Origin of the sequence: Nocardioides sp., from assembly GCF_004803405.1 — a bacterium.
GTDB classification, from domain to species: Bacteria; Actinomycetota; Actinomycetes; order Propionibacteriales; family Nocardioidaceae; genus Nocardioides; species Nocardioides vastitatis.
Genome location: NZ_SSXI01000060.1, coordinates 1 through 24561 on the forward strand (window position 1 = coordinate 1; position 24561 = coordinate 24561).

The following is a 24561-nucleotide window of genomic DNA, read 5'->3' on the forward strand; positions in this document are numbered from 1 at the left end:
CGCCAGGAGCGGATCGAGGATCGACCGGGTCGCCGGGTCCGCCCGGACGGCGATCGCTGTCGCGTCGCGGGCTGCCCGGCGTCGTACGGCATCGGGGCCGAACTGGGCGCGGAGGGCGACCATCGAGGGATCGGCCCCATGCTCGGTCGACGGGACGGGGACGACCAGCCCGGCGTCGTACAGCGTGGTGAGGGCGGCCGCAGCCGGTGGAGGGAGCTGGTCGGGCTCGGCGGGTACGCCGCCAGGGCGACCGAGTGCTCGCAGCAGTCGCGTGACGGACGGGTCGTCGGGTACGCGAGCCGTTGGCTCGTCGAGGCCGACCTGGAGGATCCCGGGAGAGCGGGCCATGACGGGAGCGCCGGGGCGCAGGGTCAGGTGGTGGCTCCCGAGGGACGACATGTCCAGCAGGGTGGCACCTTCGGGGCCCGGCCGCCGAGGTCATCCACAGGGTCTCCAGCCTCGCTGGCCTCCCGCCCGGTCGACTGGCGCAACGCAGCAGCGGGCGGCACCACCCGGAGGTGGTGCCGCCCGCGACGTCGGACAGAGGGCCTGTGGATCAGGCCTTGCCGAGGATCCGGTTGAGGTTCGTGCTGCACACGGGGCAGACGGCCTTCGCCATCCGGGTCCCCTTCTCGTTGACCTTGACTTCGCCTTCGGCCTCACGCTTGGCCTTGCACTTGACGCAGTAGAACTCGCCGCTCCAGGTCTCCGCCATGACGGCCTCCTTGCTCATGTTGTTCGTTCGGTCGTCGCGACGGGGACACAGGTGGAAACCCGCCGGGGCCCGGAGCGAACTCCGGACCTCCCTGACCCTACGGCACGCGGGGCCCGAGGCGCAGTACCGTGCCCCGCATGTCTGAGTCGGACCGGAATTCGTCCTCGCGCTCCCACAAGCTCGTGTTGACCCACCTGCGGCTGGAGCGGCCGTCCCCGGGGGTCGCCCTGCTGGTGCTGCACCAGCCCGAGACGCGCAACGCGATGAGCGAGGAGATGACCCGGTCCTGGGTCGCCGCGATCGACCACCTCGCTGCCGACCCGAGCGTACGAGTCGTCGTGGTGACGGGGGAGGGCGACGGGTTCAGCTCGGGCGGGAACCTGTCGTGGCTGGTCTCGGAGCCCGATGCCACCGTCGACCAGCTGCGGTCGAGGATGCTGCCGTTCTACCGAGCCTGGCTTTCGATCCGACGTCTGGAAGTGCCGACGATCGCGGCCATCAATGGTCCGGCGATCGGCGCCGGCCTGTGCCTGGCGCTCGCATGCGACATCCGCTACGCCGCGCGAGGGGCGAGGATGGGTGTCCCCTTCACCAAGCTGGGAATCCACCCCGGCATGGCAGGGACCTACCTGCTGCCCGACGTGGTCGGCGCGGCGGCCGCGCGTGACCTCTTCCTCACCGGCCGTCTGCTCGACGCCGACGAGGCGCTGGGCTTGGGCCTGGTGTCACGCGTGATCGAGGCCGACGGCTTCCGCGCGGAGGTGCTGGCGGTGGCGGCGCAGGTCGCCGGGGCGGCGCCGATCGCGACCCGACTCACCAAGACGGCACTGCAGCGCGGTCACGCGAGTGTCGAGGCCTGCCTTGACTGGGAGGCGCTCGCCCAGCCGGTGACGTTGGCGACCGCCGACCTGCTCGAAGGGGTCCGCGCCGCGCAGGAGCGGCGGACGCCGCAGTTCGAGGGACGCTGAGAACGAAGGCAAGACCCCCGGTTGTGCGTGCTCCTCGCTTGCCTTCCCCTTGCGAGCGAGGAGTCGCGGCCCCGGGGGCCTCGTCTGGGTACGACGCTAGGCAGCCGCTGGTTCTACGGTCAATCCGTGCGCGTGTCGGCCTGTGGACAACGCTGTGGAAAAAGCTGTGGAGGATGGGCGGGTCCCGTGGATGGCGGGTGTGGAACGGTGGGCTGGCTGTGGACGAGCCGCCGCGCGCGGCGTGCGGTAGGGCGTCGTACGGTCGGGTGACCAGCGAGAATGGACCCCACAGGCTCTTCCACCGCCTGTGGACAAAACATTTCCCGGAGCGGACCTGCTGTGGAAGTCCGAGGAGGACGGAGCACGCGTGAGCTACGACGGAACACCGGTCGCGGCGCTGCGGCGGATCGCGTTCCTGCTGGAGCGGGGGCGTGCGGACAGCTACAAGGTCAAGGCCTACCGAGGGGCGGCGTCGGCGATCCTGCCGCTGCCGGCCGAGGAGATCGCCGAACGAGCCCGGTGCGGGACCCTCACGGAGATCCCCGGCGTCGGCGCGAGCACCGCGAAGGTGATCGCACAGGCGATCCAGGGACGGATGCCCGACAAGCTGGCCGAGGCCGAGAAGGAGTACGGCGCCGCGCTGACCGCCGACAGCGCCGGCATGGCACTGCGGACCCGACTGCGCGGTGACCTGCACTCGCACTCGGACTGGTCCGACGGCGGCTCGCCGATCGAGGAGATGGCGATGACGGCGATCGAGATCGGGCACGAGTACCTCGTGCTGACCGACCACTCGCCACGCCTGAAGGTGGCGCGCGGCCTCTCCTCCGAGCGGCTGGCCCGGCAGATCGACGTGGTCGCGGCGGTCAACGAGCACCTGGCGGGCGCCGGGTTCCGGCTGCTGCGCGGCATCGAGGTGGACATCCTCGAGGACGGCGGGCTGGACCAGACCGAGGACATGCTGGCGCGGCTGGAGGTGCGAGTCGCGAGCGTGCACTCGAAGCTGAGGATGGACCCCGAGCCGATGACCAGGCGGATGGTCGCGGCCGTCCGGAACCCGTTCACGAACGTGCTCGGCCACTGCACCGGCCGGCTGGTCACCGGCAACCGGGGGGTCAGGCCAGAGTCGCAGTTCGACGCGCGAGCGGTCTTCGAGGCCTGCGCGGAGGAGGGCGTCGCGGTCGAGATCAACTCCCGGCCCGAGCGCCGCGACCCGCCCACGCGGCTGCTCGAGCTGGCCCGCGACATCGGCTGCCTGTTCTCGATCGACAGTGACGCCCACGCGCCCGGCCAGCTGGACTACCCCCTTCTCGGCTGCGAGCGCGCGGAGGCTGCCGGGATCGACGCCGACCGGATCGTCAACACCTGGCCGCTCGAGCGGCTGCTGGACTGGGCCCGACCCTGACCTCGGAGGTCCCGCAGTCCGGACGCCGGGAGTCGTAGGGTCACGTCATGGGCGCGCGGAGCAAGCCGCGGGTGGAGGTACGACGGTCGGAGCGCCGGCGTCGTACGGTCTCCGCCTATCGGGACGGGGACAAGATCGTGGTGCTGGTGCCTGCGAGCCTGACGGTTGCCGAGGAGCGGGCCTGGGTGACCAAGATGGTCGCCCGGATCCAGCGCAAGGAGCAGCGGCAGCTGGCCCCGCGCAAGTGGTCGCCGTCCGACCTGAAGAATCGGGCGCAGTCGCTCAGCGACGCCTACCTCGGTGGGATCGCCGTGCCGGAGTCGGTGCAGTGGGTGGGCAACCAGCGCTCCCGCTGGGGGTCATGCACGCCCAGCGACCGCACCATCCGGCTCTCCGAGCGACTCCAGCGGATGCCCGAGTGGGTGATCGACTACGTGATCGTGCACGAGCTCGCTCATCTGATCGAGCCCCACCACAACGACAAGTTCTGGGCCTGGGTGGCGCACTACCCGGACGCCGAGAAGGCGAAGGGGTACCTCGCCGGTTGGTCCGACGCGGCGCGGCTGCCGCGCCCGCCGTCAGAGGAGGTCGGGACGGGCGAAGAGGTCGACTGAAGTCCCAACTCGACGCTCAGGAGCTTCCAACTCGTGGCCGGCGAGGTCCCATTTCGCAGGTCAGCAGAGCAGGGTGCGCGCCCTGCCGATCAGGTCGACCATGCTCGGCTCCAGATCGGGCAGCGCGTCCACCGGCCACCACCGCACGTCGAGCGACTCCTCGCTGACCAGCTCTCGCGAGCCAGGCTTGGCAAGCGCCGCGTAGCGCACGTCCAGGTGGCTCACGCCGCCGCGCGGGTCGCAGAACGGCACCACGTGCAGGTCGAGCTGCAGCGGCTCCGGATGGAGGTCGAGATCGGCGATGCCGCTCTCCTCGCGCGCCTCGCGCAGCGCCACCCCGGCCAGGGTCGCGTCGTCGTCCTCGGCGTGCCCGCCGAACGCGAACCAGCGGCCGGCCTTGCGATGCAGGTTGAGCAGCACCCGCTCGCCGGTGTGGTGGAGCACGATCGTCCCGGCGGTCAGGTGCTCGGGGTACGACGACCGCCACATCCCGTCGGGAGTCGACTCCAGATGGGTGAGGAACCGGCGGCGCAGGCTCTCCTGCTCGCGGCTCGGTCCGGCCCACGCCCGCAGGGTGGCGAGCGCATCGGCGTGGAGGCTCACTCCTCTGGGGTGTCGCCGGGGGAGTCGTCGCCCGAGAGCAGCTTGCGCAGCTCGGCGTCGAACTCGTCCTCCGACAGGTCCTCGGGAGCCGTCGCGTCGGCCCGGAACGAGAGCGGGTCGTCGAGGTCCGATGCGGTCGGCAGCAGGTCGGGGTGCATCCACACCCCGTCGCGGGCCTCGGCACCGGAGCGGGCGCGAAGACCGCCCCACAGCGTGGAGGCGTCACGGAGCCGTCGCGGCCGGAGCTCCAGGCCGACCAGCGCCGCGAACGTCTGCTCGGCGGGACCGCCGGCGGCCCGCCGCCGTCGTACCGCCTCACGGAGCTTGGCGGCTGCCGGCATCCGCTCCTCGGTGGCCTGGCCGACGACCTCGTCGACCCAGCCCTCGACGAGCGCGAGCGCGATCTCGAGGCGGGAGAGCGCGGCGGTCTGCGCGGCGGTCTGTGGGGGGTCGAACAGGCCGCCCTCGAGCAGGCCCTGCATCGACTCGAGGTTGGTCGGGTCGATGCCCTGCAACTGCTCCTGGACACGGTCCTGGATCTGCTGGGCGTTGATCTCCAGGCCGCGGGCGTAGTCGGTCACCGCGCCGATCAGGTGCTCGCGCAGCCACGGCACGTGGGCGAAGAGCCGCTGGTGGGCGGTCTCGCGCAGCGCGAGGTACAGCACGACGTCGTCCTCGCTGATGTCGAGGCCCTCGGCGAAGGCCCGGACATTGCTCATCACCAGGGCCGCCTTGCCGCGGGCGCCGAGCGGGAGGCCGATGTCGGAGGCGGTCAGCACCTCGCCGGCGAGCGCGCCGAGGCCTTGGCCCACCTGCGTGGCGAGCATCGCTCCGACTGCCTGGCCGATGATCCCGATCAGGGGCCCGGCGGCGGCCTTCATCTCCTCCGGCAGGCCGCTGCCCAGGCTAGTCACCGAGCGGGCCGCGACCGGCTCGATCAGCACCTTCCACACCGGCTGGGTCTCGAGCAGCCACTGCTCGCGGCTCCACGCGGCAGTGGTGGACAGACCGGACGGGAAGCCGGTCGCCGTGTCGAGCCAGTGGTCGGCGAGGCGCGCGGCGTCGGCGACCTGATCCTGGTCGCGCGGCGTGGGGGCGGGGTCCGGCTCCTGGCTGATCGCCTGGCGGGCCAGGTCGTTCGCGACCTTCCAGTTCAACGGGCCGTCGTAGGGCTCCATCAGCGACTGGATCTGCTGGAAGAACGCCATCCCGCCACCGGGACCGGGGAACGCGCCGCCGAGTGCGCCGAAGATCTGCTCGAACGGCGTGCCCTTGAACGGGTTGGGCTGATCGTCGCCCGGTTCGTTGGTCATGCCTCGAATTTACGCCTGTCCGCCAACCGTCGGCGCTGGGGAACACCCTGGCCGGCCGTGACGTACGTGCCTCTAGAGTGCCTTCCATGAGCCACCCCGCCGTGCGCCTCGTCGCGATCTCCGAGGACCCGCTGTCGGTGGCCGCGGTTTTGGACAGCCTGGACGACCCGGCTTCCGGCGGACTGGTGCTGTTCGTCGGGAGGGTTCGCGACCACGACCACGGGCGGGGCGTCACCGGGCTGTCCTACTCTGCGCATCCCCATGCGATCGACCGCCTGCGAGCGGTCTGCGCCCGCGTCGCCGAGGAGTACGACGTCAGCGGCCTCTCCGCCGTCCACCGGGTCGGTGACCTCGCGATCGGGGACCTGGCCGTCGTCGTCGCCACCACGGCCGGGCATCGAGGTTCCTCGTTCGAGGCGAGCCGGGCGCTCATCGACACGCTCAAGGCCGAGGTCCCGATCTGGAAGCACCAGCGGTTCGTCGACGGAACCGAGGAGTGGGTGGGCGCGCCGTAGGCGTGTCTGTCTGATCAGGCCCGCGCCCCGACCTACCCTCATCAGGTGGAGATCCTGTTCTGGCTGGTGCCGGCCGCCGTGGTCACCCTCACCGCCATGGTGTGGGTCGGCTGGTGGGGGCGCGAGGGCCGGGGCGCGGTCGACCGCGAGACCGCGGCGCGAAAGCTGGGGGAGGCGCTGACCCGCGAGCAGCGCCGCCGGCCCGGGTACGCCGCGCCGCGTCGTACTCCCGAACGGTCGACCGGTGTCGCGCTGCGACCCTCGAAGACCCGCCCCGTGGTCATCCCGGGGGAGGCGGGTGCGCCCGCCGAGGACGCAGGGCCGTCCGAGCGGTCCGGACGCGACCGACGCGCTTCCTGACCAGTTGTCCCAGTCTGAGAAGGTAGGCGCCATGAGCCAGCGCCTGATCGCCGTGTGCATCGCGGGGCCGCTGGTGCTGATTCTCGGCGGCATCGTGCTCGCGGTGCCGCTGCCGTACGCCTCCTACAGCCCGGGGCCCACCTTCGACATCCTGGGCAAGGACGCCGACGAGGCCGAGCTCGTCCAGGTCGACGGGCACAAGGCCTACTACGACGAGGGCCAGCTCCGGTTCACGACGGTGGTCGCATCCGCGCACGGCGACAAGCTCTCGCTGGGCGACGCGCTCGCGCGCTGGGTCGACGAGGACCGAGCGGTCGTGCCGTACGACGTCGTGCATCCCCCCGACCAGAGCGCTGAGGACGAGGAGGCTGAGGGCGCGGTCCAGATGACGACGTCGCAGGACGTGGCCAAGGCGGTCGCCCTCGAGGAGCTCGGGTACGACATCCCGTCCGCCGTGCAGGTGGCTCTGGTCGCCCCCGACGGACCGGCCAAGGGCAAGCTGCTCGTGCGCGACATCTTCGAGAAGGTCGACGGGAAGACCGTCAAGACCGCTGACGACGTGGTCAAGGCGGTCCGCGAGCACAAAGACGGCAGTGCTGTCGTCTTCACGATCATGCGCGAGAAGCGCGAGCTGACGGTGCGGATCAAGCCCGAGATCGAGGACGGCACGCCACGGGTCGGCGTCCACCTGGGCCTGGGCTACGAGTTCCCGTTCACCATCAATCTGCGGGTCGACCCGACCGTCGGCGGACCGAGCGCGGGGCTGATGTTCGCGCTCGCCATCTACGACACCCTGACGCCGGGCTCCCTGACCGGTGGCCAGACGGTGGCCGGCACCGGTGAGCTGCTGCCCGACGGCAGCGTCGGGGCGATCGGCGGCATCGAGCAGAAGATCGCGGGCGCGGAGGAGGCCGGAGCAGAGCTGTTCCTCGTGCCCGAGGAGAACTGCGCCGACGTGAGGGACATCGACACGGACCTGCGGCTGGTCAAGGCGAGCACCATGCATGACGCCCGTGTGGCCATCCAGAGGTGGGCACGCGACCACGACGCCAAGCTCCCGACCTGCTGAACCCACCACGAGACGAGCGGACGAAGCCAGCCATGGACTACGACCTGGATGTCGACCCGGCCCTGGCGGCCGCTGTGCTGGAGATCGAGGGCCATCACGCGCGCACGGGCTGGGACCAGCCGGCCCGGCTCTACGCGCTGGTCGACACCGGTGACCTCGTGGAGCAGGAGCCCGAGCTGGCTGCCCAGCTCGGCCTGGACTCACCTGCGGAGCGCGGCTCGCTGACGCCGATCGAGCAGGAGCCTCTGCCGGCAGACCAGCAGTTGGAGCAGGTGCTGCCGGGCATCGTGTGGCCCGAGGTGGTCATCGGCTGCGCGGCCGTTGTGGAGCGGCTGGTGCTGCCGCCGGCCGCCGACGGTCAGGTGCCCGAGGACCCCGCAGAGGCCGAGGAGTTCGCACGCGAGCACCCCGACCGCGAGGAGGTGCGCATCGTCGCCGGGGTGACTCGACACGGCGCGTCATACTGTGCATTGCGCCTGCGCAGCGAGGACGACAACAGCGCGGTGATGGGGGGCGCCGACCTGGTGCCGGCCCTGCTCGAGCTGTTGCGCAGCACGTTGGAGGACGAGCCCATGAATGGGGACAAATGAGTGAGCTGTTCGACGAAGAGCCGGAGCGCCCGGGGCCTGAGAGCCCCGGTCGCCGAGCGCGGGCGCTGGTCATCACCGGTGTCGTGCTCGTCGTCGGCTTCTTCCTGCTGACCGCGTTCGCGTCGATCTACACCGACCGTCTCTGGTACAAGGAGGTCGGTTACAGCCAGGTGTTCAGCACGATGCTGTGGACCAGGATCGGGCTCTTCTTGGTGTTCGGCACGGTGATGGCGGCGACGGTCGCGGTCAACATGCACCTGGCCTACCGGTACCGCCCCCTGTTCCGGCCCGTCGGCGGCGACGGCAGCGTCGACCGCTACCGCGATGCGGTCACGCCGATCCGCGGGTGGCTCCTGGGTGGCGTCGCGCTCGTCGTCGGCATCTTCGCGGGCACGTCCGCCGTGGGCCAGTGGCGCTCCTACATGCTCTGGCGCAACGGCGAGACGTTCGGCGAGCGGGACGCCTATTTCAACAGGGACCTGGGGTTCTACATCTTCGAGCTGCCGTGGTGGCACTTCGTCGTGGACTTCGTGCTGGCTGCGACGATCGTCGCGCTCATCGCGACGGCCGTCGTCCACTACCTGTTCGGCGGCATCCGTCTCCAGGCCACCCACGACCGCCTCTCGGGCGCGGCGCAGGTGCAGCTCTCGGTGCTGCTCGGCGTCTTCGTGATGGCGAAGGCGGTCGACTACTTCCTCGACCGCTTCGACCTCGTCACCGAGGACCACCGGATCTTCACCGGCATGAACTTCACCGCCGAGAACGCCGTGCTGGCGGCCCGCAACATCCTCGTCGGTGTCGCGCTGATCTGCGCCGTGCTGTTCTTCCTCAACGTCTGGCGGCGCACGTGGCAGCTGCCCTCGGTGGGTCTCGCGCTGCTCGTGCTCTCGGCGATCCTGCTCGGCATGATCTGGCCGGCCATCGTGCAGAACTTCCAGGTGAAGCCGTCGGAGGCGGACAAGGAGAACCCCTACATCCAGGCCAACATCGACGCCACGCGCGAGGCGTACGGACTCAGCGACATCCAGAGCGAGACCGCCTACCAGGGGATCCCCTCGGGCAGCACCAGCAAGGCGCAGGGGAACACCGTGCTCCGCCAGCTCACCACCACCCCCGTCGTCGACCCGCTCCAGGTACGGGAGACGTTCCAGCAGAGGCAGCGGATCCGTGCCTACTACTCCGTGCCCGCGGTCCTCGACGTCGACCGTTACACGATCGACGGCCAGGAGGTCCCGCTCGTCCTGGGCGTGCGGGAGCTGGACCAGTCCGGGATCCAGGCCTCGGACCAGAACTGGTCGAACCTGCACACCGAGTACACCCACGGCGAGGGGCTGATCGCGGCCTACGCCAACCGGATCGACATCGACGACCAGGCCAACGGCCGGATCGTGTGGGCCGAGGGGATCCGAGGCGAGGGCACCGAGGGCGGGACCGACCTCACCGACGCGGAGAAGTTCGAGAGCCGGGTCTACTACGGCGAGCAGAGCCCGTCGTACTCGATCGTCGGCAAGGCCAGCGCAGGCGGCAGGGATCTCGAGCTCGGACTCCCGAGCACGGGGGAGGGAACGGACGACGAGCGCGTCACGACCACCTACGACGGCAAGGGCGGCGTACCCGTCGGCAGCACCTTCAACCAGCTGATGTACGCCATCAAGTTCGGTGAGCCGAACTTCCTGCTCTCGGGCCGTGTCAACGGCAACTCGAAGGTGCTCTACAACCGCACGCCCCTCGAGCGGGTCGAGCGGGCCGCGCCGTGGCTGACCGTGGACGGCGACCCGTACCCCGCGGTCGTGAACGGCCGGATCCAGTGGATCATCGACGGCTACACGACGACCGACCGCTACCCGAACTCCCAGCGGGAGTCGTTCGACGCGATGATCGACGACTCGTTGCAGCAGGAGACAGGGCTGCAGACGATCCCGACCGACGAGATCAACTACATGCGTTCGGCGGTCAAGGCGACCGTCGACGCCTACGACGGAACCGTCACCCTCTACCAGTGGGACGAGGACGACCCCATCCTCAAGACCTGGATGAAGGTCTTCCCGGGGGCGGTGAAGCCGAAGGACGACATCTCCGACGAGCTGATGGAGCACCTGCGCTACCCCGAGGACCTGTTCAAGGTGCAGCGCTACCAGCTGGCCCGGTACCACGTCGCCGACGCCGGTGAGTTCTACTCGGGCAACGACCGGTGGGAGGTGCCGGAGGATCCGAATGCCACTCGGGAGGTCTTCCAACCGCCGTACCGACTCTTCTCGACCGGGGTCGAGGACACCGACGACTGGTCGCTGACCTCGGTCTTCAAGCCGCGCGGCGCCCAGAACACGCTGACCTCCTACCTGCAGGTGAACTCGGACGCGAAGTCTGACAGCTTCGGCAAGCTGCGCCTTCTGGAGATGGCCGATGAGAACACCCCCGGACCGGGCCAGGTCGCCAACGAGATGCAGGGCAACGACGCGGTCGCGCAGAAGCTCCAGCAGTACCGGGTCCAGGGCGCCACGCCACCGCGGTTCGGCAACCTGCTCACGCTGCCCGTGGAGGGCGGGCTGATCTACATCCAGCCTGTCTACGCGGCTCGGAGCGCGACGTCGGCGTTCCCGATCCTGCAGTACGTCATCGTCAAGTACGGCGACGGGGTCGGCATCGACCGCAACCTGCCGCGGGCGCTCGCCGATGCTCTCGACGTCGACCTCGATGCCAACGGTGACTCCGAGGAGGATCCGCCCGCCGAGGAGGATCCGCCGGTTGGTGAGGAGCCGCCGGCCGAGGAGGACCCCGACTTGTCGATCGAGGAGCGGATCGCCGCTGCGCTGCGCGACGCCGATGCCGCGTTCCAGGCCGCCGAGGAGGCCCAGACCGACGGCGACACCGTGGAGTGGGCGCGCCAGCTGGAACTCGCCCAGGCCGCGGTGGACCGTGCGGTCCGGTTGGCGAACCAGCGGGCCAGCGAGTAGGCCGATGACCGAGATCGACGTGGTCGAGGCGTTCCTCTCCAGGCTGGAGGCTCTCGACGTCGAGGGCGCCCTGAACCTGTGCTCGGAGGACGTCTACTACCAGAACGTGCCGCTTCCGGGGGCTCGCGGGAAGGAGGCCGTCGGCAAGCAGTTGGGAACGCTGGCGCGGTTCGGCGGCGGACTCCGCGTGGAGACACGCAACATCGCTGCTAACGGGCCGATCGTGTTGACCGAGCGCGTCGACACCTTGACCCGCGGCTCGTTCGCCATGGACTTCTGGGTGTGCGGAACCTTCGAGGTGCGCGACGGCAAGATCGTGCTCTGGCGTGACTACTTCGACTGGGCGAACTTCGTCACTGCCGGCGCGAAAGGCGCCGGGCGCGCGGTGGTAGGGGCGGTCTCGCGACGACTCGGCCGCTGAGCCGACGTCATGCTCCTCCTCACCCTGGACCTGCTGGGCATCTTCGTGTTCGCGGTCTCCGGGGGCCTGCTCGCGGTGCGCAAGCGGCTGGACATCGTCGGTGTGGTGGTGCTTGCGATGGTGACCGGCCTCGGCGGCGGCCTGATCCGCGATGTGCTGATCGGCGCGCTGCCACCGCCGGCGCTCGAGGACTGGCGTTACCTGGTGACGCCGATCCTCGCCGGCCTCGTCACCTTCCTCTGGCACCCCGCAGTGGGCCGCCTCGAAGGCGTGATCAACGTGTTCGACGCCGCTGGGCTCGGGATGTTCGCCGTCGCAGGTGCCCTGAAGGCGCACGAGTACGGCCTCGGGCCGGTGCCCGCCGCGATGCTCGGGATGCTGACCGGCATCGGCGGGGGAGCGATCCGCGACCTGCTGGCCGGGCAGGTCCCAGTCGTCCTGCGCGACGGAGAGTTCTATGCGATCCCGGCTCTGATCGGCTCGGCCGTGGCCGTGACGGGAGTGCACCTCGGCCTGCCGTTGCCGGTGGTGGCAGTGCCGGCCGCGGCGATGACGACCGGCTGGCGGCTGATCGCCCTGCGCCGGGGCTGGACCGCGCCCCTGCCGCGTGACGTGCCGCCTCCGACCTAGACCCCGATTTGGAGCCGTTCCAGCCATGGCCTAGTGTTGGACTCACCGACGCGGGGTGGAGCAGCTCGGTAGCTCGCTGGGCTCATAACCCAGAGGTCGCAGGTTCAAATCCTGCCCCCGCTACAAGAAGGTGGCCCGTGACCTGCGGAAACGCAGGTCACGGGCCACTTGTCATTTTGAGCCATTCCGGCTTGTGTCGCGCTTTGTGACCCAGAAACCCCTCTGGGTGCTTGGCGTGAGGAGCTTCCGCATGCGCAGCGGTGGGCGATCCGGCGCGAGGTCAGCCGCGTGGTTTCATGTGATTTCGGGCGACTTCTAGGCGGCTGGTCGAGGTGCCCAGGCGGGGGAGTGTCGCCACCTGGGAGGCGCCTGGATCGAGGGTCGCGCGCACCTAAGCGGCGAAATGACGCGACTCGCAGCAATCGTCCATGGGAACGTGGCCCCGCGTCGCTTCAGTCAGTCGGTCGGCTGAAGCCACTCAGCCGGCGCGAATTCGCGACCGAAGTCAGGACAGGCCTCGTTCTCGCATCTACCTTGCGTCTCGAACGTGATTCCAGCGTTTCCCGATGCGGCAAGAAGGGCAGCGTTCTGGCGTGACAGATGCCCGCCGTGTCGAAGCGGCTGTCCACACGAAGGACATTGTGGATCAAGGAGATCCAGAGCCTCGCTCATACGATCCACGGTAGACGTTGCAAAGAGGCGTGACCATGCCCTCTGACCCGAGACAGTCAAGTTCAGCCAGGGTCCGCTGGCGGCGGAGTCGTCGCAACTCCCGCCGGCCGCGCGGTTGATACAGACTGGTTCGATGGATTCGACACGCGAGGGTCTCGCAGCCGTCGGTTTCGGGGTTCGGGCCCCGTTCGCCGATGCGCCGGGCGCTCAAGGGGAAGGACCCGTCCGTCGATCGACCTTCCTTACAAGACGCGTGGGTTCGGTGTTCGCGGGTGCTCTATATCGGAAAGGCGTCAGGCGGAGCCTCAGGCCGCCGTGGGTTTGCCAAGCGGCTTGACGAGTTCCGGCGCCATGGAGCCGGAGAGCCAGTCGGTCATTGGGGTGGCCGCTACCCCTGGCAACTCATGGACAGTGACGAGTTGCTGGTCGCTTGGCAGCGGCAGTTGAGGCAGCAGCGACCCCCGGGCGATTCCGGCGAGGCCGCTTCCCTGCCAGGGCGGCCCCTCGTTTCCACCGCGCGATCACCGTGTAGCGGTGAAGCCCGTGGCCGAGTTGTTCTCGACCCGCACCTCGCCGTCGCTGACGAGCGTGACCGCCGAGGGGGTCCACCAGTTAGCCGGTGCGCGCCGCCACACCCGGCGCATGCACCACCGGCACGCCCCACAGCCGCGCGGCGGCGTGCACAGGCCCGGCATGCCGGGACGCGACGTACTCACCGGAGTCCAGGCTGAGGTCTCGATGGCCTCCGAGTCGGCCAGGCCGAAGACGAAAACGGTTGGCCGTTCTCGTTGATTCGCGCGCAGGGGCCATCAGCGCGCTGATGGCCGACATCGGGATGCGGATCGGGTCGATGTTGAACGCTGCACAACGGTGTGGCTGGTATGGCGAAGCCGGTCAGGTGCACACCCCGGTGCCGTCGCCGTTGACGATCTGGTCCTCCAGCGTCTCCGCGACGCCGTAGCGCAGCTCGGCTTCGGCCCTAGTCCGATTGCAGGATCATTGCAAGTGGAGGGAGAGTGGGGCGTGTCGATCCGATGAGGGTGAGGCAGCAATGGCAGGTGCCGGCTCGAAGCTCGACTGGAACGTGTTCGGCAGCCTTGGCGGGGTCACCTTCGCCGTGGCGGCGCCGCAAGGCGTTCGACGCTACCTGGCAGACCGGGAGGAGCCCACCGACCCACCAGGAGAACCGGACACCACGTGGGGCGAGCCGATCGGCTGGGTGGTGCTGTCCGGTTCTGCGGGCGCCGTGGCCCGGCTGCTCGGGACACGCACGGCGACCACCTACTGGCGCAGCCCGGCAGGGGCGTTGCCCCCCGGCATGAAGCAGTTCGTCGCTCCGGGTGCTCTGGAATGACCGGCTTGCGAACGGCGTCGATTGGGACGGGCGCCTGTGCTGGCCCCCGAGCGACGACCCAGGGGATCCCGTAGATGGCCACGGCACTCGAGCGAGCCAGGGATGCCGCGTGGCGGGCCTCGTGGACCGAGGCGTTCGACCTGTTCGGGCGCCTCGATCTTGCAGAGCTCGAGCCGCGCGATCTTGAGGCGATGGCTGATGCCGCCTGGTGGACCTGCCGCCTCGATGAATCGATCGGTATTCGACAACAGGCATACGCTAGGTACCTGGCGGCCGGCGAGCAGCGCGGGGCGGCCTATGCAGCCTGGCTCCTCTCAGTCGACTACGGAATAAGGGATGAGTCATCGGCCGCGTCGGGTTGGCTCAGGCGCGCACAGCGCCACGTGACAGCTCACCCAGAGTGCATAGAGCGCGGATTCGTGGCTTTGACCGAATCCGACCTCGCACGCACGAGGGGCGATTTCGACCTTGCACGCACACGTGCTCAGCTCGCTATGGAGCTGGGAGAACGATTCGGTTCCCTCGATCTGCATGCGATGGGCATCCAGACGTTGGGGCGTGTGTTGATCGCGTGCGGGGAAGCTCGCGAGGGAGTGGCGCTGCTCGACGAAGCCATGACGCTGGTGGTCGGACAACGCTTGAGTCCACTGTTCACCGGCTTCATCTACTGCAACGTCCTCGCCACCTGCGTGGAGCGCGCCGACTTCGGTCGGGCGGGCGAGTGGGCCGAGGCAGCGATGGCGTGGTGCGACTCGGTTTCTTCCCTCACGCCTTATCACGGCATCTGCCGCTTACATCGCGTCGGGATCACAGCTTTGCACGGCGATTGGCAGCAGGCTGAGTCGGAGGCGTTGCGAACCACGGAGGAGATGCAAGGTCTGGAGCAGCACGTCGTCGCTGAGGCCTTGTACGAGATCGGGGAGATTCAGCTGAACCGCGGTGACCTGACTGCGGCCGAGAACTGGTTCGTTCGTGCCCGCAAGCTGGGACGTGATCCTCAGCCGGGGCTCGCAGCTGTTCGGCTGGCTCAGGGCAATCTCGATGCCGCAGCCGCGGGGCTCCGTCTATCGCTGGCCTCGACGGCCGAGCCCGCGGTCCAGCATGCACGCCTGCTTGCGACTCAGGTCGACGTCGCGATCGCCCTGAAGGATCTGCGCGCGGCTCGGGAAACTGTCGAGGCGCTGGAGAGCGTTGCCTTCCGGACAGCCACCGCGATGCTCGAAGCGACCGCGGCGGCGGCGCGAGCATCGCTTCACCTGGCCGAGGGAGAGGTCGAGCAGACCTTGGTGCACGCGCGGCGTGCGTGGTGGCTGTGGGAATCGCTGAAGTCGCCCTACTTTGCGGCCAAGGCGCGGATGCTCATCGGCCTGGCCAGCGAGCGCGGCGGGGACAGGGAACGCGCATATACGGAGTTCGAGGCGGCCCAGGCGTCATTCGAGCGGCTCGGCGCAAGCCTGGATGCGCGCGCGGCTGCTGAGCGTGCCCGTGGCGCGAAGGAACATCCGCAGGGACTCTCCCGGCGCGAGCTCGAGGTCCTTCGCCTGGTTTCGACCGGCAAGACCAACCGCGAGATTGCAGTGGCAATGGGCATCAGCGAGCACACTGTCTCCCGGCACCTCGAGAACATGTTCCGCAAACTCGCGGTCTCTTCACGGGCCGAGGCCACCGCCTTCGCGTTCCAGCACGGTCTCGTCTGAACCAGCGATGGTGCGAACACACCACCGCCTTGTCCGCGAGATGGCAGGTTCACCCGATGTGCGCCTGAGACGCGTAGTCCTAGCGTCCACACAAGGTGAGAACTAGTCCCCGGAGGGCGGCACCATGGCGCACGTAACGATCAGCACCCCTACGGGTGAAATGACCGTCGTCGACGAAGCGGAGGTCCGGGCGTTGAGCTCCCGTCTGGGTGGCGAGCTCCTGCTCCCCGGTCATGACGGCTACGAGGAGGTTCGCCGGGTCTGGAATCGCATGATCGACAAGCGACCGGCGCTGATCGTCCGCTGTGCCGGACCAGGTGATGTTTGCGAAGCCGTCAGGTTCGGCCAGGAGAACGATCTCCTGGTTTCCGTGCGCGGCGGCGGTCACAACATCGCCGGCAAGGCGACGTGCGACGGGGGCCTCATGATCGACCTATCCGGGATGAGGAGGGTTCATGTCGATCCCGTCGAGCGAATGGCCCGCGTCGAGGGTGGGGCGCTACTGGGTGATCTCGACCGTGAGGCGCAGGTGTTCGGTCTTGCCACCACGGCAGGCGTCGTCACGCATACCGGCGTGGGAGGACTAACACTCGGCGGCGGGGTTGGCCGCCTGGCTCGCAAGTACGGCCTCGCCTGCGACAACCTGCTCGCAGTCGAAGTCGTCACGGCATCTGGCGAAGTCGTCAGGGCGAGTGCCAGAGAGAACGAAGACCTGTTCTGGGGGGTACGGGGCGGCGGAGGAAATTTCGGCGTCGCCACCGCCTTCGAGTTTCGGCTCCATCCGGTTGGCCCGGATGTGCTGGGCGGCGTCGTGGTACATCGGCTGAAGGAAGCCAGAGCTGCCCTCGAGTTCTATCACGAGTACTCGCGCACGGCTCCCGACGAGCTGTCAGCCGACGGCATCTTCCTCACATCCCCGGACGGTGAGCCGGCGTTCGTGATCTCGGTCTGTTACGTCGGGCCCATTGATGAGGGGGAACGTGTCCTACAGCCGCTTTCGCGATTCGGTGCGCCACTGTCCCACGAGATCGGGCACCTTGCCTATACAGACGTGCAGGCCGCTGCCGACGCGTTCTTCCCTATCGGCCCATGCTTCTACTGGAAGTCGCACTTCCTGAAAGACATCAGCGACGACGCGCTCGAGTTGACCGTCGACCATTTCGCCAAAGTTCCCTCACCTCGTTCTCTGCTGATCTTCCAGCAGTTCGGCGGCGCCGTCGGCCGCGTGACGCGATCGGATACAGCCTTCTGGCACCGCGACGTCCAGTGGGACAACTTCGCGGTGTCGGTGTGGACCGATCCCGGTGAGTCCGAGGCGCAGAAGGGATGGGTCCGCGAGTGGTGGGACCTGATGACGCCGTTCTCGATGGGCGGGGAGTATGTCAACAACCTAGGGGAGGAAGGCGAGGACCGAGTTGTGGCTTCGTATGGTGGCAACTACGAGCGGCTGGTCACCTTGAAGAACAAGTACGACCCAACCAACTTTTTCCGACTCAACGCGAACATCGCGCCGAGCATGTAACACATCGGGAACGCGAGGGTAGCGACGCGCTAGGTACTCCACCGGTCCTACTGCGTGAGGTGCCCACCGAATTTGAACGCCTTGCCGACCGCCGCGAATCGATGGTGAGGACTTTTCGCCGTCGTCGAGTTCAGAATCTGCGGTGAACGTGCGTCTTAGTGGGCGGTGTGACGCTGTTGGGCCCGGCGATCTGGAAGCGCTCGCTGCAGCTACGGTGATAAGGTTGGCTTATGGAACTGCTGGCCGACTACCTTGGCGCGCGACATGACGAGGATGTTGCGCGGCTTCGGCGCGTGCTCGCGCTTCGGGCCATGGTGGCAACTGGGATGAGCCAGCGGGAGATCGCGACGGCGCTCGGCATTAGTCAGCCTGCGGTGAGTCAGCAGTTGCGGACGGCTTCGGATCTGTCGAGTGTTCATCCGGAGAAGCTGATTGAGGCGGCTGCGCCGGTGCTCCGGCGTCTCGCCGAGGATGCCGGATACGGCAGGCTTGCGGTCTTCGGCTCTGTGGCTCGTCGGCAGGCAGGTCAGGAGTCCGATATCGATCTGCTGGTCGAGGCGCCGGAGGGTACGTCGTCATTCGAGTTCATCCGGTTCAAGCAGCTGCTCGAGCGGGTGCTCGGCCGGCAGATCGACCTGGTCGAGTCCGGCGGCCTGAAGCCGAGGCTGGATGACGACATTCGTCGCGAAGCAGTGCTGCTCTGATGGAACTCAAGGCGGCCAAGGAGCTCCTCCACATCCAGGCCTGGCTGAGCCGCGTCGACGAGATCGGGCAGCGCGGCAAGGCGGCGTACCTCGCCGACGACCTGCTCCAAGAGGCGGGGGACTCGCTCATGATGAAGCTCGGTGAGGCAGCGAACCGGTTGTCCCGGCTCGACGTGTTGGCGCCGGACGGCGTCGAGTGGGCACTCGCCGTCGCGAACCGCAACTTCATCATTCATCAGTACGACGAGATCAATCGCGAGCTGACGTGGTTGACGCTCTCCAGAGATCTGCCGAGTTGGAAGGTGTCGCTACGGGGCCTCTTCGACGACGCAGAGGTCGCGCTCGACGAAGCAGAGTGAGACCGCGGGGGACGAGGGTCGAGATTCGAGTCGTGTCGCGTTTAGGCACCGAAAATGGCAGCAAGGGTCGCCTTGTCAGGTCACACCGCGGCAAGAAGTGCGGGGTTCGCGCCACTGTCGCACCTAGCGTCCTCGCAGGTCAGCGCACGAATGCTCACATGCCAGCAAGATTTGGCGAGGTCGCGTTGGGTCACGTACGCGCACTTCAGCACCCATTCCGTCGCGCAGTGCGTAGAAGACGTACTCCATCTGCAGCCTGGCTGCGGCGACCTCGCCGATGTTGGTGCCGCGGCGGTCCGCGACCCGGTCCCGTAGGGCGCCGATCCCGGGTGCGGCGGTGCCCTGACAGCCATCCTCTGAAGTTCGCGTCGCGGCGACGAGTCGACTGACTAGGTCGGGGCTGGGCTCACACCGAAGCACCACGAGTCCGACACCCACGTGCACCGCGGCCGGATCACGAAGCAGGGCTCCCGGCTTGTCCGCTGGGCCGCGGTTGAGTCGGTCCAACTGGTCGGCCCCCGCAGATCCCACGCCGGGCGGCGGTCCTCACCCGCGGTTCGGCGTCCTGGCGCCGCTCAGGAGGCGATCAACGCGCCTCGGGCCGCCGCTTCGATGTGCGCCACGCCGTCGCGGAGGGCTGCGGCCGCTAGCTGGTGGCCGAGGACGGACGCCGGCACAGGGGTCCAGTACGGCGTTCGGGCACTTTCTGTCGCACCCAACTCCTCCTCGTGTCGGGCGAGGCGGATCAGTTCGCGACAAAGCAGTGTGGCCAGCTCTGAGGGCTGTGAGAAGGACTGACTCTCGGACATCGTGCTCTCCCGTGGATCAAGGGGACGATTCACACGCTCGCACTGAACGCCGTACGCCGCGATCCGCAGAGCGCGGACACTATCCAAATCGCGTGGCGTTCTGACGATTCGTGCGGGGCCGGTGAGCCGTGCGGGCAGGCTGCGAGCGCCCACTCCACGTCGTCTGATACATCATTCGGAGAGACCTCACGCGCCCCCGGCGTCAGGACGAACGAGTCGATCGTCCGGGATCACGGCGACGCCCAGGATCTCGATCATTGCTTCGGGCTGCCACAAGGCAGTCGTGCCGATGCCGGCCATGGCGGGGTAGACCGGGCCGGCCAGCTCGCGCCACGCGGCTCCGATCTCGCGGCTGTGGGCCTGGTAGTCGGGGATGTCGGTGAGGTAGATCGTGATTGACACGAGGTCTTCGGGGACCCCGCCGGCCTCGCGGAGCGTGGTCAGCACGTTGCCGAACGCCTGGCGGAACTGTTCGACGATCCCGCCAGGAACGATCCGCATGTTGGCGTCGAGCGCCGTCTGGCCACCCAGGTAGAGCGTGTTGCCGCTCAGGGTGCCGTGCGAGTAGCCACTGGGTGCGGGGAGCGCAGCCGGGTTGACCGGACGGGGCGTGAGGTCGGTGCTCATGGACCCACCGTAGATCATCGATTGACAAGAGATCAACGTTCGTGCAGAAAATGTCATATGCAACTTGCGACTGTCCGATTCGCCGCCGGCACCGCCGCCGCTGCCCGGATAGATGACAGCTGGCACGAGCTGGGGGCACCTGACCTGTCCGCTCTGCTGGCGTCCGGCGCCGACTGTCGGCCCGGAGCGCCCATCGACGGTGCCGTACCCGTGTTGCCGCTGCCGCGCCCGGAAAAGGTTGTCTGCTGCGGCCTCAACTACGGCGACCACATCTCCGAGACAGGTCGGGCGGAGCCGTCGCATCCGACGCTGTTCGCCAAGTACGCCGACACGCTGATTGGCCCCGGCTCCGACATCACCGTGCCCGCCGGCCTGCAGGTGGACTGGGAGGCAGAGCTCGCCGTCGTCGTCGGCCGCGAACTGCGCAACGCGACGGTCCTGGAGGCCGAGGACGGGATCGCCGGTTACACCGTCGCCAACGACATCTCGATCAGGGACTGGCAGTGCCGGACACCCCAGTGGTTCCAGGGCAAGGCCTGGGACGCGACGACTCCGCTCGGCCCGGTCGTGGTCACGCCCGAGGAGCTCGACCCGGTCGCCGGGATCGAGGTGATCTGTCGGGTCAACGGCCTCGAGCGGCAGCACGGCAACACCAAGACCCTCGTGTTCGACTGCGCCACGCTGCTCTCCTACATCTCCACCTTCACGGTGCTCCGTCCGGGCGACGTCGTGCTGACCGGGACCCCTGGCGGCGTCGGCATGGCGATGGACCCGCCGACGTACCTCGACGACGGCGACGTCGTCGAGACCGAGATCCCGGGCATCGGCACGCTCACGAACACCGTCCGCTTCCGCTGAATCCGCACTAGACAAGGACCGCCATGGACCCCGACAACAGCAACTATGTGTTCGCGGGCGACGCCTCGCCGTACCTCCACGAGTCCGGACTGCTGATGCCTGTCGTCACCCGCGCCGGCCACGAGCCCGACCTCACCGGCCAGAGCGAGGGTGCCACGCGGATCAGCGGCGTCAGCATCCAGCACACCCCCGCCACGAAGCTGTGGTTCGGGAAGGTGCACAACCTCGCTGGCTACCGGTCGGTCCCCCACCACCACGGTGAGGCCGAGACCGGCGGCTACGTGCTCTCGGGTCGAGCCCGGATCTACTTCGGAGCGAGGTTCGAGGACTACGTCGACATGTCCGAGGGCGACTGGGTCTTCGTGCCACCGTTCATGCCGCACGTGGAATGCAACCTCGATCGCAACAACCCGCTGACCTGGATGACCACCCGGACCCCGGAGAACATCGTCGTGAACCTGCAGCAGGTCGACGACGCCGACCTGAAGGACTGGGTGAGCCGGCCGTGAGCACGCCGACCTCAGCGATCTTCACCGACGCCGTCACCCTCAAGCCGACGCAGGCCGAGGTCTTCGACGTCGCCTTCACCGCGACCACCCAGCCCTGCCCGTGGCCCAAGGCGTACGGCGGCGACATGGTCGCCCAAGCTGTCGTGGCCGCCGCCCGGACGGTGACCGACGGCAAGTCGATGCACTCGATGCACTCCTACTTCATGCGGCCCGTCGAGATCGGGGCCGAGGTCCGCTACGAGATCGAGGTCCTGCGCGACGGCCGGGGATACAGCACCCGGCACGTGCGGGGGTTCCAGAACGGCAAGCCCGTCTACGTCTGCATGGCGAGCTACGCGGCGGGAGAGCCGAGCGGGAGCTTTCAGGCCACGATGCCCGCAGGGCTTCCCGCGCCCGAGTCGCTGCCGACCTCCGGCGACTACCTTGCCGAGCGCTCCGGTGGCACCATGACCGAGCGCTCGAAGGCCTACTGGTCGGGTGGCCGCAGCTTCGACATGCGGCACATGCCTGGACCGCTGTACCTCACCGTCGAGGGTGAGCCGGCGGCCCACCAGGCCATCTGGGTCAAGCCGTACGACGCCCTGCGGGACGTCGAGGGCCTCACCTCCGAGCAGCGGGACACCGCGGCGCTGGCCTACGTCTGCGACTACACGATCCTGGAGCCGGCACTGCGCGTGCTCGGGCTGGCGTGGGCGGACGAGGGTCTCGTCACGGCGAGCCTTGACCACGCGATGTGGTTCCACCGGCCGGTCCGCATGGACGACTGGCTGCTCTACGCCCAGGAGGCGTACTCGGTGGAGGACGGGCGCGGCACGGCAGTCGGCCGCTTCTTCACCACCGACGGCGTGCTCGTCGCGACCGTCGTCCAGGAAGGCATGATCCGAGCGGAAGGCACAGCGTCATGAAGATCGCGATCGCCGGTGGCGGCCCAGGAGGGCTCTACTTCGCCACGTTGATGAAGACCCTCGACCCGAGCCACGAGATCACGGTCTGGGAGCGCAACGCGCCGGACGACACGTTCGGGTTCGGCGTGGTGTTCTCCGACGAGACGCTCGGCAGCATCGAGGGAGCCGACCAGGTCGTCCACGACAGGATGGAGACCCGCTTCGCGCGGTGGACCGACATCGACGTCGAGTTCAACGGTCAGCCGTTCACGGTCGGCGGCCAGGGCTTCGCCGCCATGTCCCGCAAGGAGCTCCTCCAAATCATGCAGGAGCGGGTCGCCGAGCTCGGCGTGACTGTCCACTACCGGACCGAGGCCCCGGATCCCGACGAGCTGCGAGCGTCGTACGACCTGGTGCTCGCGGCCGACGGTCTCAACTCGATCTTCCGCACGAAGTACGCCGATGTCTTCCGGCCCACGCTCGACCGGCGCGCCAACAAGTACATCTGGCTCGGCACCGACCTGGTCTTCGAGGCGTTCCAGTTCTTCGTCAAGCAGACGGAGTGGGGCACGATGCAGATCCACGGCTACCCCTACTCCGACGAGGGCTCGACGTTCATCGTCGAGATGCACGAGGACGTCTGGCGCCGCGCCGGGCTGGACCGCACCGAGGGCGAGGTCTTCCCGCCGGGTGTGTCCGACGAGTACGCGGTCGCGCGCGTCAAGGAGATCTTCGCCGACGAGCTGCGGGGCCACGCGATCCTCACCAACAACTCGAAGTGGCTCAACTTCCACACGGTCCGCAACGAGCGGTGGTACGACGACAACGTCGTCCTGCTCGGCGACGCGGCCCACACCGCGCACTTCTCGATCGGGTCCGGCACCAAGCTGGCCATGGAGGACGCGCTCGCGCTCGCAGCCTGTCTCCACGAGCACCCCACCGTCCCTGCCGCGTTGGAGGCCTACGAGACCGAGCGCAAGCCGGTCGTGGAGTCGACGCAGCGCGCCGCGCAGGCGTCGCTGGAGTGGTTCGAAAACATCGGCATGTACGCCGAGCAGGATCCGGCGCAGTTCGTCTTCAACCTGCTCACTCGATCGCGCCGGATCACCTTCGAAAACCTCAAGGACCGCGACGGCGACTTCGCAGCCCGGATGGAGGCGGAGTTCGCCCGCCACCAAGGGGTGTCCGAGGTCGCACCGGCAATGTTCCAGCCGGTCCGGATCGGCGACCTAGAGCTCAAGAACCGGGTCATGCTGTCGCCGATGGACATGTACTCCGCGACCGCCGGCGTGCCGAACGAGTTCCACCTCGTCCACCTCGGCTCGAAGGCGCTCGGCGGTGCCGGCCTGGTGATGACCGAGATGACCTGCGTCTCGCCCGAGGGCCGGATCACGCCCGGTTGCCCCGGCCTGTGGACCGACGAGCAGGCTGCGGCGTGGACCCGAGTGACCGAATTCGTCCACGACCGCTCGACGGCCAAGATCGGCGTCCAGCTCGGCCACTCCGGCCGCAAGGGCTCGACGAAGCTGATGTGGCAGGGCATGGACGAACCGCTCGACGACGGCAACTGGGAGGTCGTCGGACCCTCCGCTCTGCCGTACGGCGCAGGCTGCCACATCCCGCGCGAGGCGACCCGCGCCGACCTGGACCAGGTGGTCGCCGACTTCGAGGCGGCGGCACGACGGGCCGTCGACGCGGGCTTCGACCTGGTGGAGGTGCACGCCGCCCACGGCTACCTGCTCAGCTCCTTCCTCTCTCCGGTCGCCAACCACCGCACCGACGAGTACGGCGGCCCGCTGGAGAGCAGATTGCGCTTTCCTCTGGAGGTCTTCGCGGCCGTGCGGGCCGCGGTGCCTGCACAGGTCCCGGTCACCGTGCGGATCTCGGCGACCGACTGGATGCCGGACGGCAACACCGAGGACGACGCCGTGGAGATCGCGCGCGCCTTCATCGATGCTGGTGCCGCGGCGATCGACGTCTCCTCGGGCCAGGTGTGCAAGGACGAGAAGCCGGCGTTTGGCAGGTCCTACCAGACGCCGTTCGCCGACAAGATCCGCCACCATGTCGCCGCGCCCGCCGGGGTGAAGGTGATCGCGGTCGGCGCGATCTCGTCGTACGACGACGTCAACTCGATCCTGCTCGCGGGCCGTGCCGACATCTGCGCGCTGGGCCGCACCCACCTCTACGACCCGAGCTGGACGCTGCACGCGGCGGCGGAGCAGGACTACCGCGGCGTGGCCGCCGAGTGGCCGGTGCAGTGGGCGGCGGGTCGCCGCAAGCCGCCGACGTCGCGCACCGACAAGATCCCACCTCGCCTCCAACTGCTGCGGGAGGGCGAGAACGACGGGGTCCACCTGCGGTGGACCCCGCCTGACCGCGCGCTCGCCGGTGTCTGACAGCCTGCTGGCC

General features: G+C 68.6%; 24 protein-coding genes, 1 tRNA gene and 1 pseudogene. 21 read left to right on the plus strand and 5 right to left on the minus strand.

Annotated elements, in window-relative coordinates:
* The coding region (locus tag E7Z54_RS03830; RefSeq protein WP_206055988.1) for a hypothetical protein at positions 1 to 399 on the minus strand (399 nt) is incomplete at its 3' end.
* 157 nt (positions 400 to 556) lie between these two features.
* Positions 557 to 715 carry a DUF5679 domain-containing protein gene (locus E7Z54_RS22905; RefSeq protein WP_240769510.1) on the minus strand — a complete coding sequence of 53 codons (159 nt, stop codon included), beginning with the start codon at positions 713 to 715 and terminating at the stop codon, positions 557 to 559.
* A 137-nt stretch (positions 716 to 852) separates the two neighbouring features.
* Here E7Z54_RS22905 and E7Z54_RS03835 point away from each other — a divergent pair, with 137 nt between their 5' ends.
* The 3 genes from E7Z54_RS03835 (at position 853) to E7Z54_RS03845 (ending at position 3702) form a co-directional block, all read left to right on the plus strand.
* Positions 853 to 1683, plus strand: coding sequence for an enoyl-CoA hydratase/isomerase family protein (locus tag E7Z54_RS03835; protein ID WP_136431682.1), 831 nt, complete (start codon positions 853 to 855; stop codon positions 1681 to 1683).
* A gap of 367 nt (positions 1684 to 2050) precedes the next feature.
* Positions 2051 to 3088 (plus strand): PHP domain-containing protein, encoded by a 1038-nt coding sequence (locus tag E7Z54_RS03840; protein ID WP_136431683.1) that lies wholly within the window; start codon positions 2051 to 2053, stop codon positions 3086 to 3088.
* A gap of 47 nt (positions 3089 to 3135) precedes the next feature.
* Positions 3136 to 3702 (plus strand): M48 metallopeptidase family protein, encoded by a 567-nt coding sequence (locus E7Z54_RS03845; protein ID WP_136431684.1) that lies wholly within the window; start codon positions 3136 to 3138, stop codon positions 3700 to 3702.
* A 60-nt stretch (positions 3703 to 3762) separates the two neighbouring features.
* Here E7Z54_RS03845 and E7Z54_RS03850 read toward each other — a convergent pair whose 3' ends face one another.
* Positions 3763 to 4305: an NUDIX hydrolase gene (locus E7Z54_RS03850; RefSeq protein ID WP_136431685.1), complete on the minus strand. Its 543-nt coding sequence runs from the start codon at positions 4303 to 4305 to the stop codon at positions 3763 to 3765.
* The gene (locus E7Z54_RS03855) at positions 4302 to 5618 is read right to left on the minus strand and encodes a zinc-dependent metalloprotease (RefSeq protein ID WP_136431686.1); all 1317 of its coding nucleotides are present in this window, start codon (positions 5616 to 5618) and stop codon (positions 4302 to 4304) included. The genes E7Z54_RS03850 and E7Z54_RS03855 overlap by 4 nt, the downstream gene beginning before the upstream one ends.
* 86 nt (positions 5619 to 5704) lie before the next feature.
* On the opposite strand from E7Z54_RS03855, the gene E7Z54_RS03860 reads away from it, so the two are divergent.
* The 14 genes and pseudogenes from E7Z54_RS03860 to E7Z54_RS24320 form a co-directional block, all read left to right on the plus strand.
* On the plus strand, positions 5705 to 6133 hold the full coding sequence (locus E7Z54_RS03860; protein WP_136431687.1) for a molybdenum cofactor biosynthesis protein MoaE: 429 nt from the start codon (positions 5705 to 5707) through the stop codon (positions 6131 to 6133).
* Between the two features lie 45 nt (positions 6134 to 6178).
* Entirely contained in the window at positions 6179 to 6493 is a 315-nt protein-coding gene (locus tag E7Z54_RS03865; protein ID WP_136431689.1) for a hypothetical protein, read from the plus strand.
* A 31-nt stretch (positions 6494 to 6524) separates the two neighbouring features.
* Positions 6525 to 7562 (plus strand): YlbL family protein, encoded by a 1038-nt coding sequence (locus E7Z54_RS03870; protein ID WP_136431691.1) that lies wholly within the window; start codon positions 6525 to 6527, stop codon positions 7560 to 7562.
* 32 nt (positions 7563 to 7594) lie between these two features.
* Positions 7595 to 8152, plus strand: a complete 558-nt coding sequence (locus tag E7Z54_RS03875; protein ID WP_136431693.1) for a PPA1309 family protein — start codon at positions 7595 to 7597, stop codon at positions 8150 to 8152.
* Entirely contained in the window at positions 8149 to 11106 is a 2958-nt protein-coding gene (locus E7Z54_RS03880) for a UPF0182 family membrane protein (RefSeq protein WP_136431694.1), read from the plus strand. The genes E7Z54_RS03875 and E7Z54_RS03880 overlap by 4 nt, the downstream gene beginning before the upstream one ends.
* Positions 11107 to 11110: 4 nt before the next feature.
* Positions 11111 to 11527, plus strand: coding sequence for a limonene-1,2-epoxide hydrolase family protein (locus E7Z54_RS03885; RefSeq protein WP_136431696.1), 417 nt, complete (start codon positions 11111 to 11113; stop codon positions 11525 to 11527).
* Between the two features lie 9 nt (positions 11528 to 11536).
* Positions 11537 to 12157 carry a trimeric intracellular cation channel family protein gene (locus tag E7Z54_RS03890; RefSeq protein ID WP_136431698.1) on the plus strand — a complete coding sequence of 207 codons (621 nt, stop codon included), beginning with the start codon at positions 11537 to 11539 and terminating at the stop codon, positions 12155 to 12157.
* 49 nt (positions 12158 to 12206) lie between these two features.
* Positions 12207 to 12280 (plus strand) — tRNA-Met (locus E7Z54_RS03895).
* 1600 nt (positions 12281 to 13880) lie between these two features.
* Complete coding sequence (locus E7Z54_RS03900; protein ID WP_136431699.1) at positions 13881 to 14183, plus strand: DUF4235 domain-containing protein; 303 nt, start codon at positions 13881 to 13883, stop codon at positions 14181 to 14183.
* A gap of 74 nt (positions 14184 to 14257) precedes the next feature.
* A complete protein-coding gene (locus tag E7Z54_RS03905; RefSeq protein ID WP_136431700.1) occupies positions 14258 to 15880 on the plus strand; it encodes a helix-turn-helix transcriptional regulator in 1623 nt (540 codons plus the stop codon).
* 124 nt (positions 15881 to 16004) lie between these two features.
* Complete coding sequence (locus E7Z54_RS03910; protein WP_206055989.1) at positions 16005 to 17402, plus strand: FAD-binding oxidoreductase; 1398 nt, start codon at positions 16005 to 16007, stop codon at positions 17400 to 17402.
* A gap of 230 nt (positions 17403 to 17632) precedes the next feature.
* Positions 17633 to 18106 (plus strand): nucleotidyltransferase domain-containing protein, encoded by a 474-nt coding sequence (locus tag E7Z54_RS03915; protein ID WP_136431701.1) that lies wholly within the window; start codon positions 17633 to 17635, stop codon positions 18104 to 18106.
* Positions 18106 to 18465, plus strand: a complete 360-nt coding sequence (locus tag E7Z54_RS03920; protein ID WP_136431702.1) for a HepT-like ribonuclease domain-containing protein — start codon at positions 18106 to 18108, stop codon at positions 18463 to 18465. The genes E7Z54_RS03915 and E7Z54_RS03920 overlap by 1 nt, the downstream gene beginning before the upstream one ends.
* 411 nt (positions 18466 to 18876) lie before the next feature.
* Positions 18877 to 19263, plus strand: a pseudogene (locus tag E7Z54_RS24320) (hypothetical protein); the annotation flags it as partial.
* 197 nt (positions 19264 to 19460) lie between these two features.
* Here E7Z54_RS24320 and E7Z54_RS03930 read toward each other — a convergent pair.
* The gene (locus E7Z54_RS03930) at positions 19461 to 19901 is read right to left on the minus strand and encodes a RidA family protein (RefSeq protein ID WP_136431703.1); all 441 of its coding nucleotides are present in this window, start codon (positions 19899 to 19901) and stop codon (positions 19461 to 19463) included.
* A gap of 57 nt (positions 19902 to 19958) precedes the next feature.
* Between E7Z54_RS03930 and E7Z54_RS03935 the strand changes: the two genes are divergently transcribed.
* From E7Z54_RS03935 to E7Z54_RS03950, 4 genes are read left to right on the plus strand one after another with little or no spacing between them, the layout of a single operon-like run.
* On the plus strand, positions 19959 to 20759 hold the full coding sequence (locus E7Z54_RS03935) for a fumarylacetoacetate hydrolase family protein (RefSeq protein ID WP_136431704.1): 801 nt from the start codon (positions 19959 to 19961) through the stop codon (positions 20757 to 20759).
* 23 nt (positions 20760 to 20782) lie between these two features.
* A complete protein-coding gene (locus tag E7Z54_RS03940) occupies positions 20783 to 21268 on the plus strand; it encodes a cupin domain-containing protein (protein ID WP_136431706.1) in 486 nt (161 codons plus the stop codon).
* Positions 21265 to 22173, plus strand: a complete 909-nt coding sequence (locus E7Z54_RS03945; RefSeq protein WP_136431708.1) for an acyl-CoA thioesterase — start codon at positions 21265 to 21267, stop codon at positions 22171 to 22173. The genes E7Z54_RS03940 and E7Z54_RS03945 overlap by 4 nt, the downstream gene beginning before the upstream one ends.
* Positions 22170 to 24548, plus strand: coding sequence for a bifunctional salicylyl-CoA 5-hydroxylase/oxidoreductase (locus E7Z54_RS03950; protein WP_136431709.1), 2379 nt, complete (start codon positions 22170 to 22172; stop codon positions 24546 to 24548). The genes E7Z54_RS03945 and E7Z54_RS03950 overlap by 4 nt, the downstream gene beginning before the upstream one ends.
* Positions 24549 to 24561: the final 13 nt, after the last annotated feature.

What these genes read in the sequence shown, in the direction of transcription:
- E7Z54_RS22905 (WP_240769510.1), bottom strand. Translation starts at nt 715, where the DNA reads ATGGCGGAGACCTGGAGCGGCGAGTTCTACTGCGTCAAGTGCAAGGCC.
- E7Z54_RS03835 (WP_136431682.1), top strand. Translation starts at nt 853, where the DNA reads ATGTCTGAGTCGGACCGGAATTCGTCCTCGCGCTCCCACAAGCTCGTG.
- E7Z54_RS03845 (WP_136431684.1), top strand. Translation starts at nt 3,136, where the DNA reads ATGGGCGCGCGGAGCAAGCCGCGGGTGGAGGTACGACGGTCGGAGCGC.
- E7Z54_RS03855 (WP_136431686.1), bottom strand. Translation starts at nt 5,618, where the DNA reads ATGACCAACGAACCGGGCGACGATCAGCCCAACCCGTTCAAGGGCACG.
- E7Z54_RS03860 (WP_136431687.1), top strand. Translation starts at nt 5,705, where the DNA reads ATGAGCCACCCCGCCGTGCGCCTCGTCGCGATCTCCGAGGACCCGCTG.
- E7Z54_RS03870 (WP_136431691.1), top strand. Translation starts at nt 6,525, where the DNA reads ATGAGCCAGCGCCTGATCGCCGTGTGCATCGCGGGGCCGCTGGTGCTG.
- E7Z54_RS03875 (WP_136431693.1), top strand. Translation starts at nt 7,595, where the DNA reads ATGGACTACGACCTGGATGTCGACCCGGCCCTGGCGGCCGCTGTGCTG.
- E7Z54_RS03880 (WP_136431694.1), top strand. Translation starts at nt 8,149, where the DNA reads ATGAGTGAGCTGTTCGACGAAGAGCCGGAGCGCCCGGGGCCTGAGAGC.
- E7Z54_RS03885 (WP_136431696.1), top strand. Translation starts at nt 11,111, where the DNA reads ATGACCGAGATCGACGTGGTCGAGGCGTTCCTCTCCAGGCTGGAGGCT.
- E7Z54_RS03890 (WP_136431698.1), top strand. Translation starts at nt 11,537, where the DNA reads ATGCTCCTCCTCACCCTGGACCTGCTGGGCATCTTCGTGTTCGCGGTC.
- E7Z54_RS03900 (WP_136431699.1), top strand. Translation starts at nt 13,881, where the DNA reads ATGGCAGGTGCCGGCTCGAAGCTCGACTGGAACGTGTTCGGCAGCCTT.
- E7Z54_RS03905 (WP_136431700.1), top strand. Translation starts at nt 14,258, where the DNA reads ATGGCCACGGCACTCGAGCGAGCCAGGGATGCCGCGTGGCGGGCCTCG.
- E7Z54_RS03910 (WP_206055989.1), top strand. Translation starts at nt 16,005, where the DNA reads ATGGCGCACGTAACGATCAGCACCCCTACGGGTGAAATGACCGTCGTC.
- E7Z54_RS03915 (WP_136431701.1), top strand. Translation starts at nt 17,633, where the DNA reads ATGGAACTGCTGGCCGACTACCTTGGCGCGCGACATGACGAGGATGTT.
- E7Z54_RS03920 (WP_136431702.1), top strand. Translation starts at nt 18,106, where the DNA reads ATGGAACTCAAGGCGGCCAAGGAGCTCCTCCACATCCAGGCCTGGCTG.
- E7Z54_RS03930 (WP_136431703.1), bottom strand. Translation starts at nt 19,901, where the DNA reads ATGAGCACCGACCTCACGCCCCGTCCGGTCAACCCGGCTGCGCTCCCC.
- E7Z54_RS03935 (WP_136431704.1), top strand. Translation starts at nt 19,959, where the DNA reads ATGCAACTTGCGACTGTCCGATTCGCCGCCGGCACCGCCGCCGCTGCC.
- E7Z54_RS03940 (WP_136431706.1), top strand. Translation starts at nt 20,783, where the DNA reads ATGGACCCCGACAACAGCAACTATGTGTTCGCGGGCGACGCCTCGCCG.
- E7Z54_RS03950 (WP_136431709.1), top strand. Translation starts at nt 22,170, where the DNA reads ATGAAGATCGCGATCGCCGGTGGCGGCCCAGGAGGGCTCTACTTCGCC.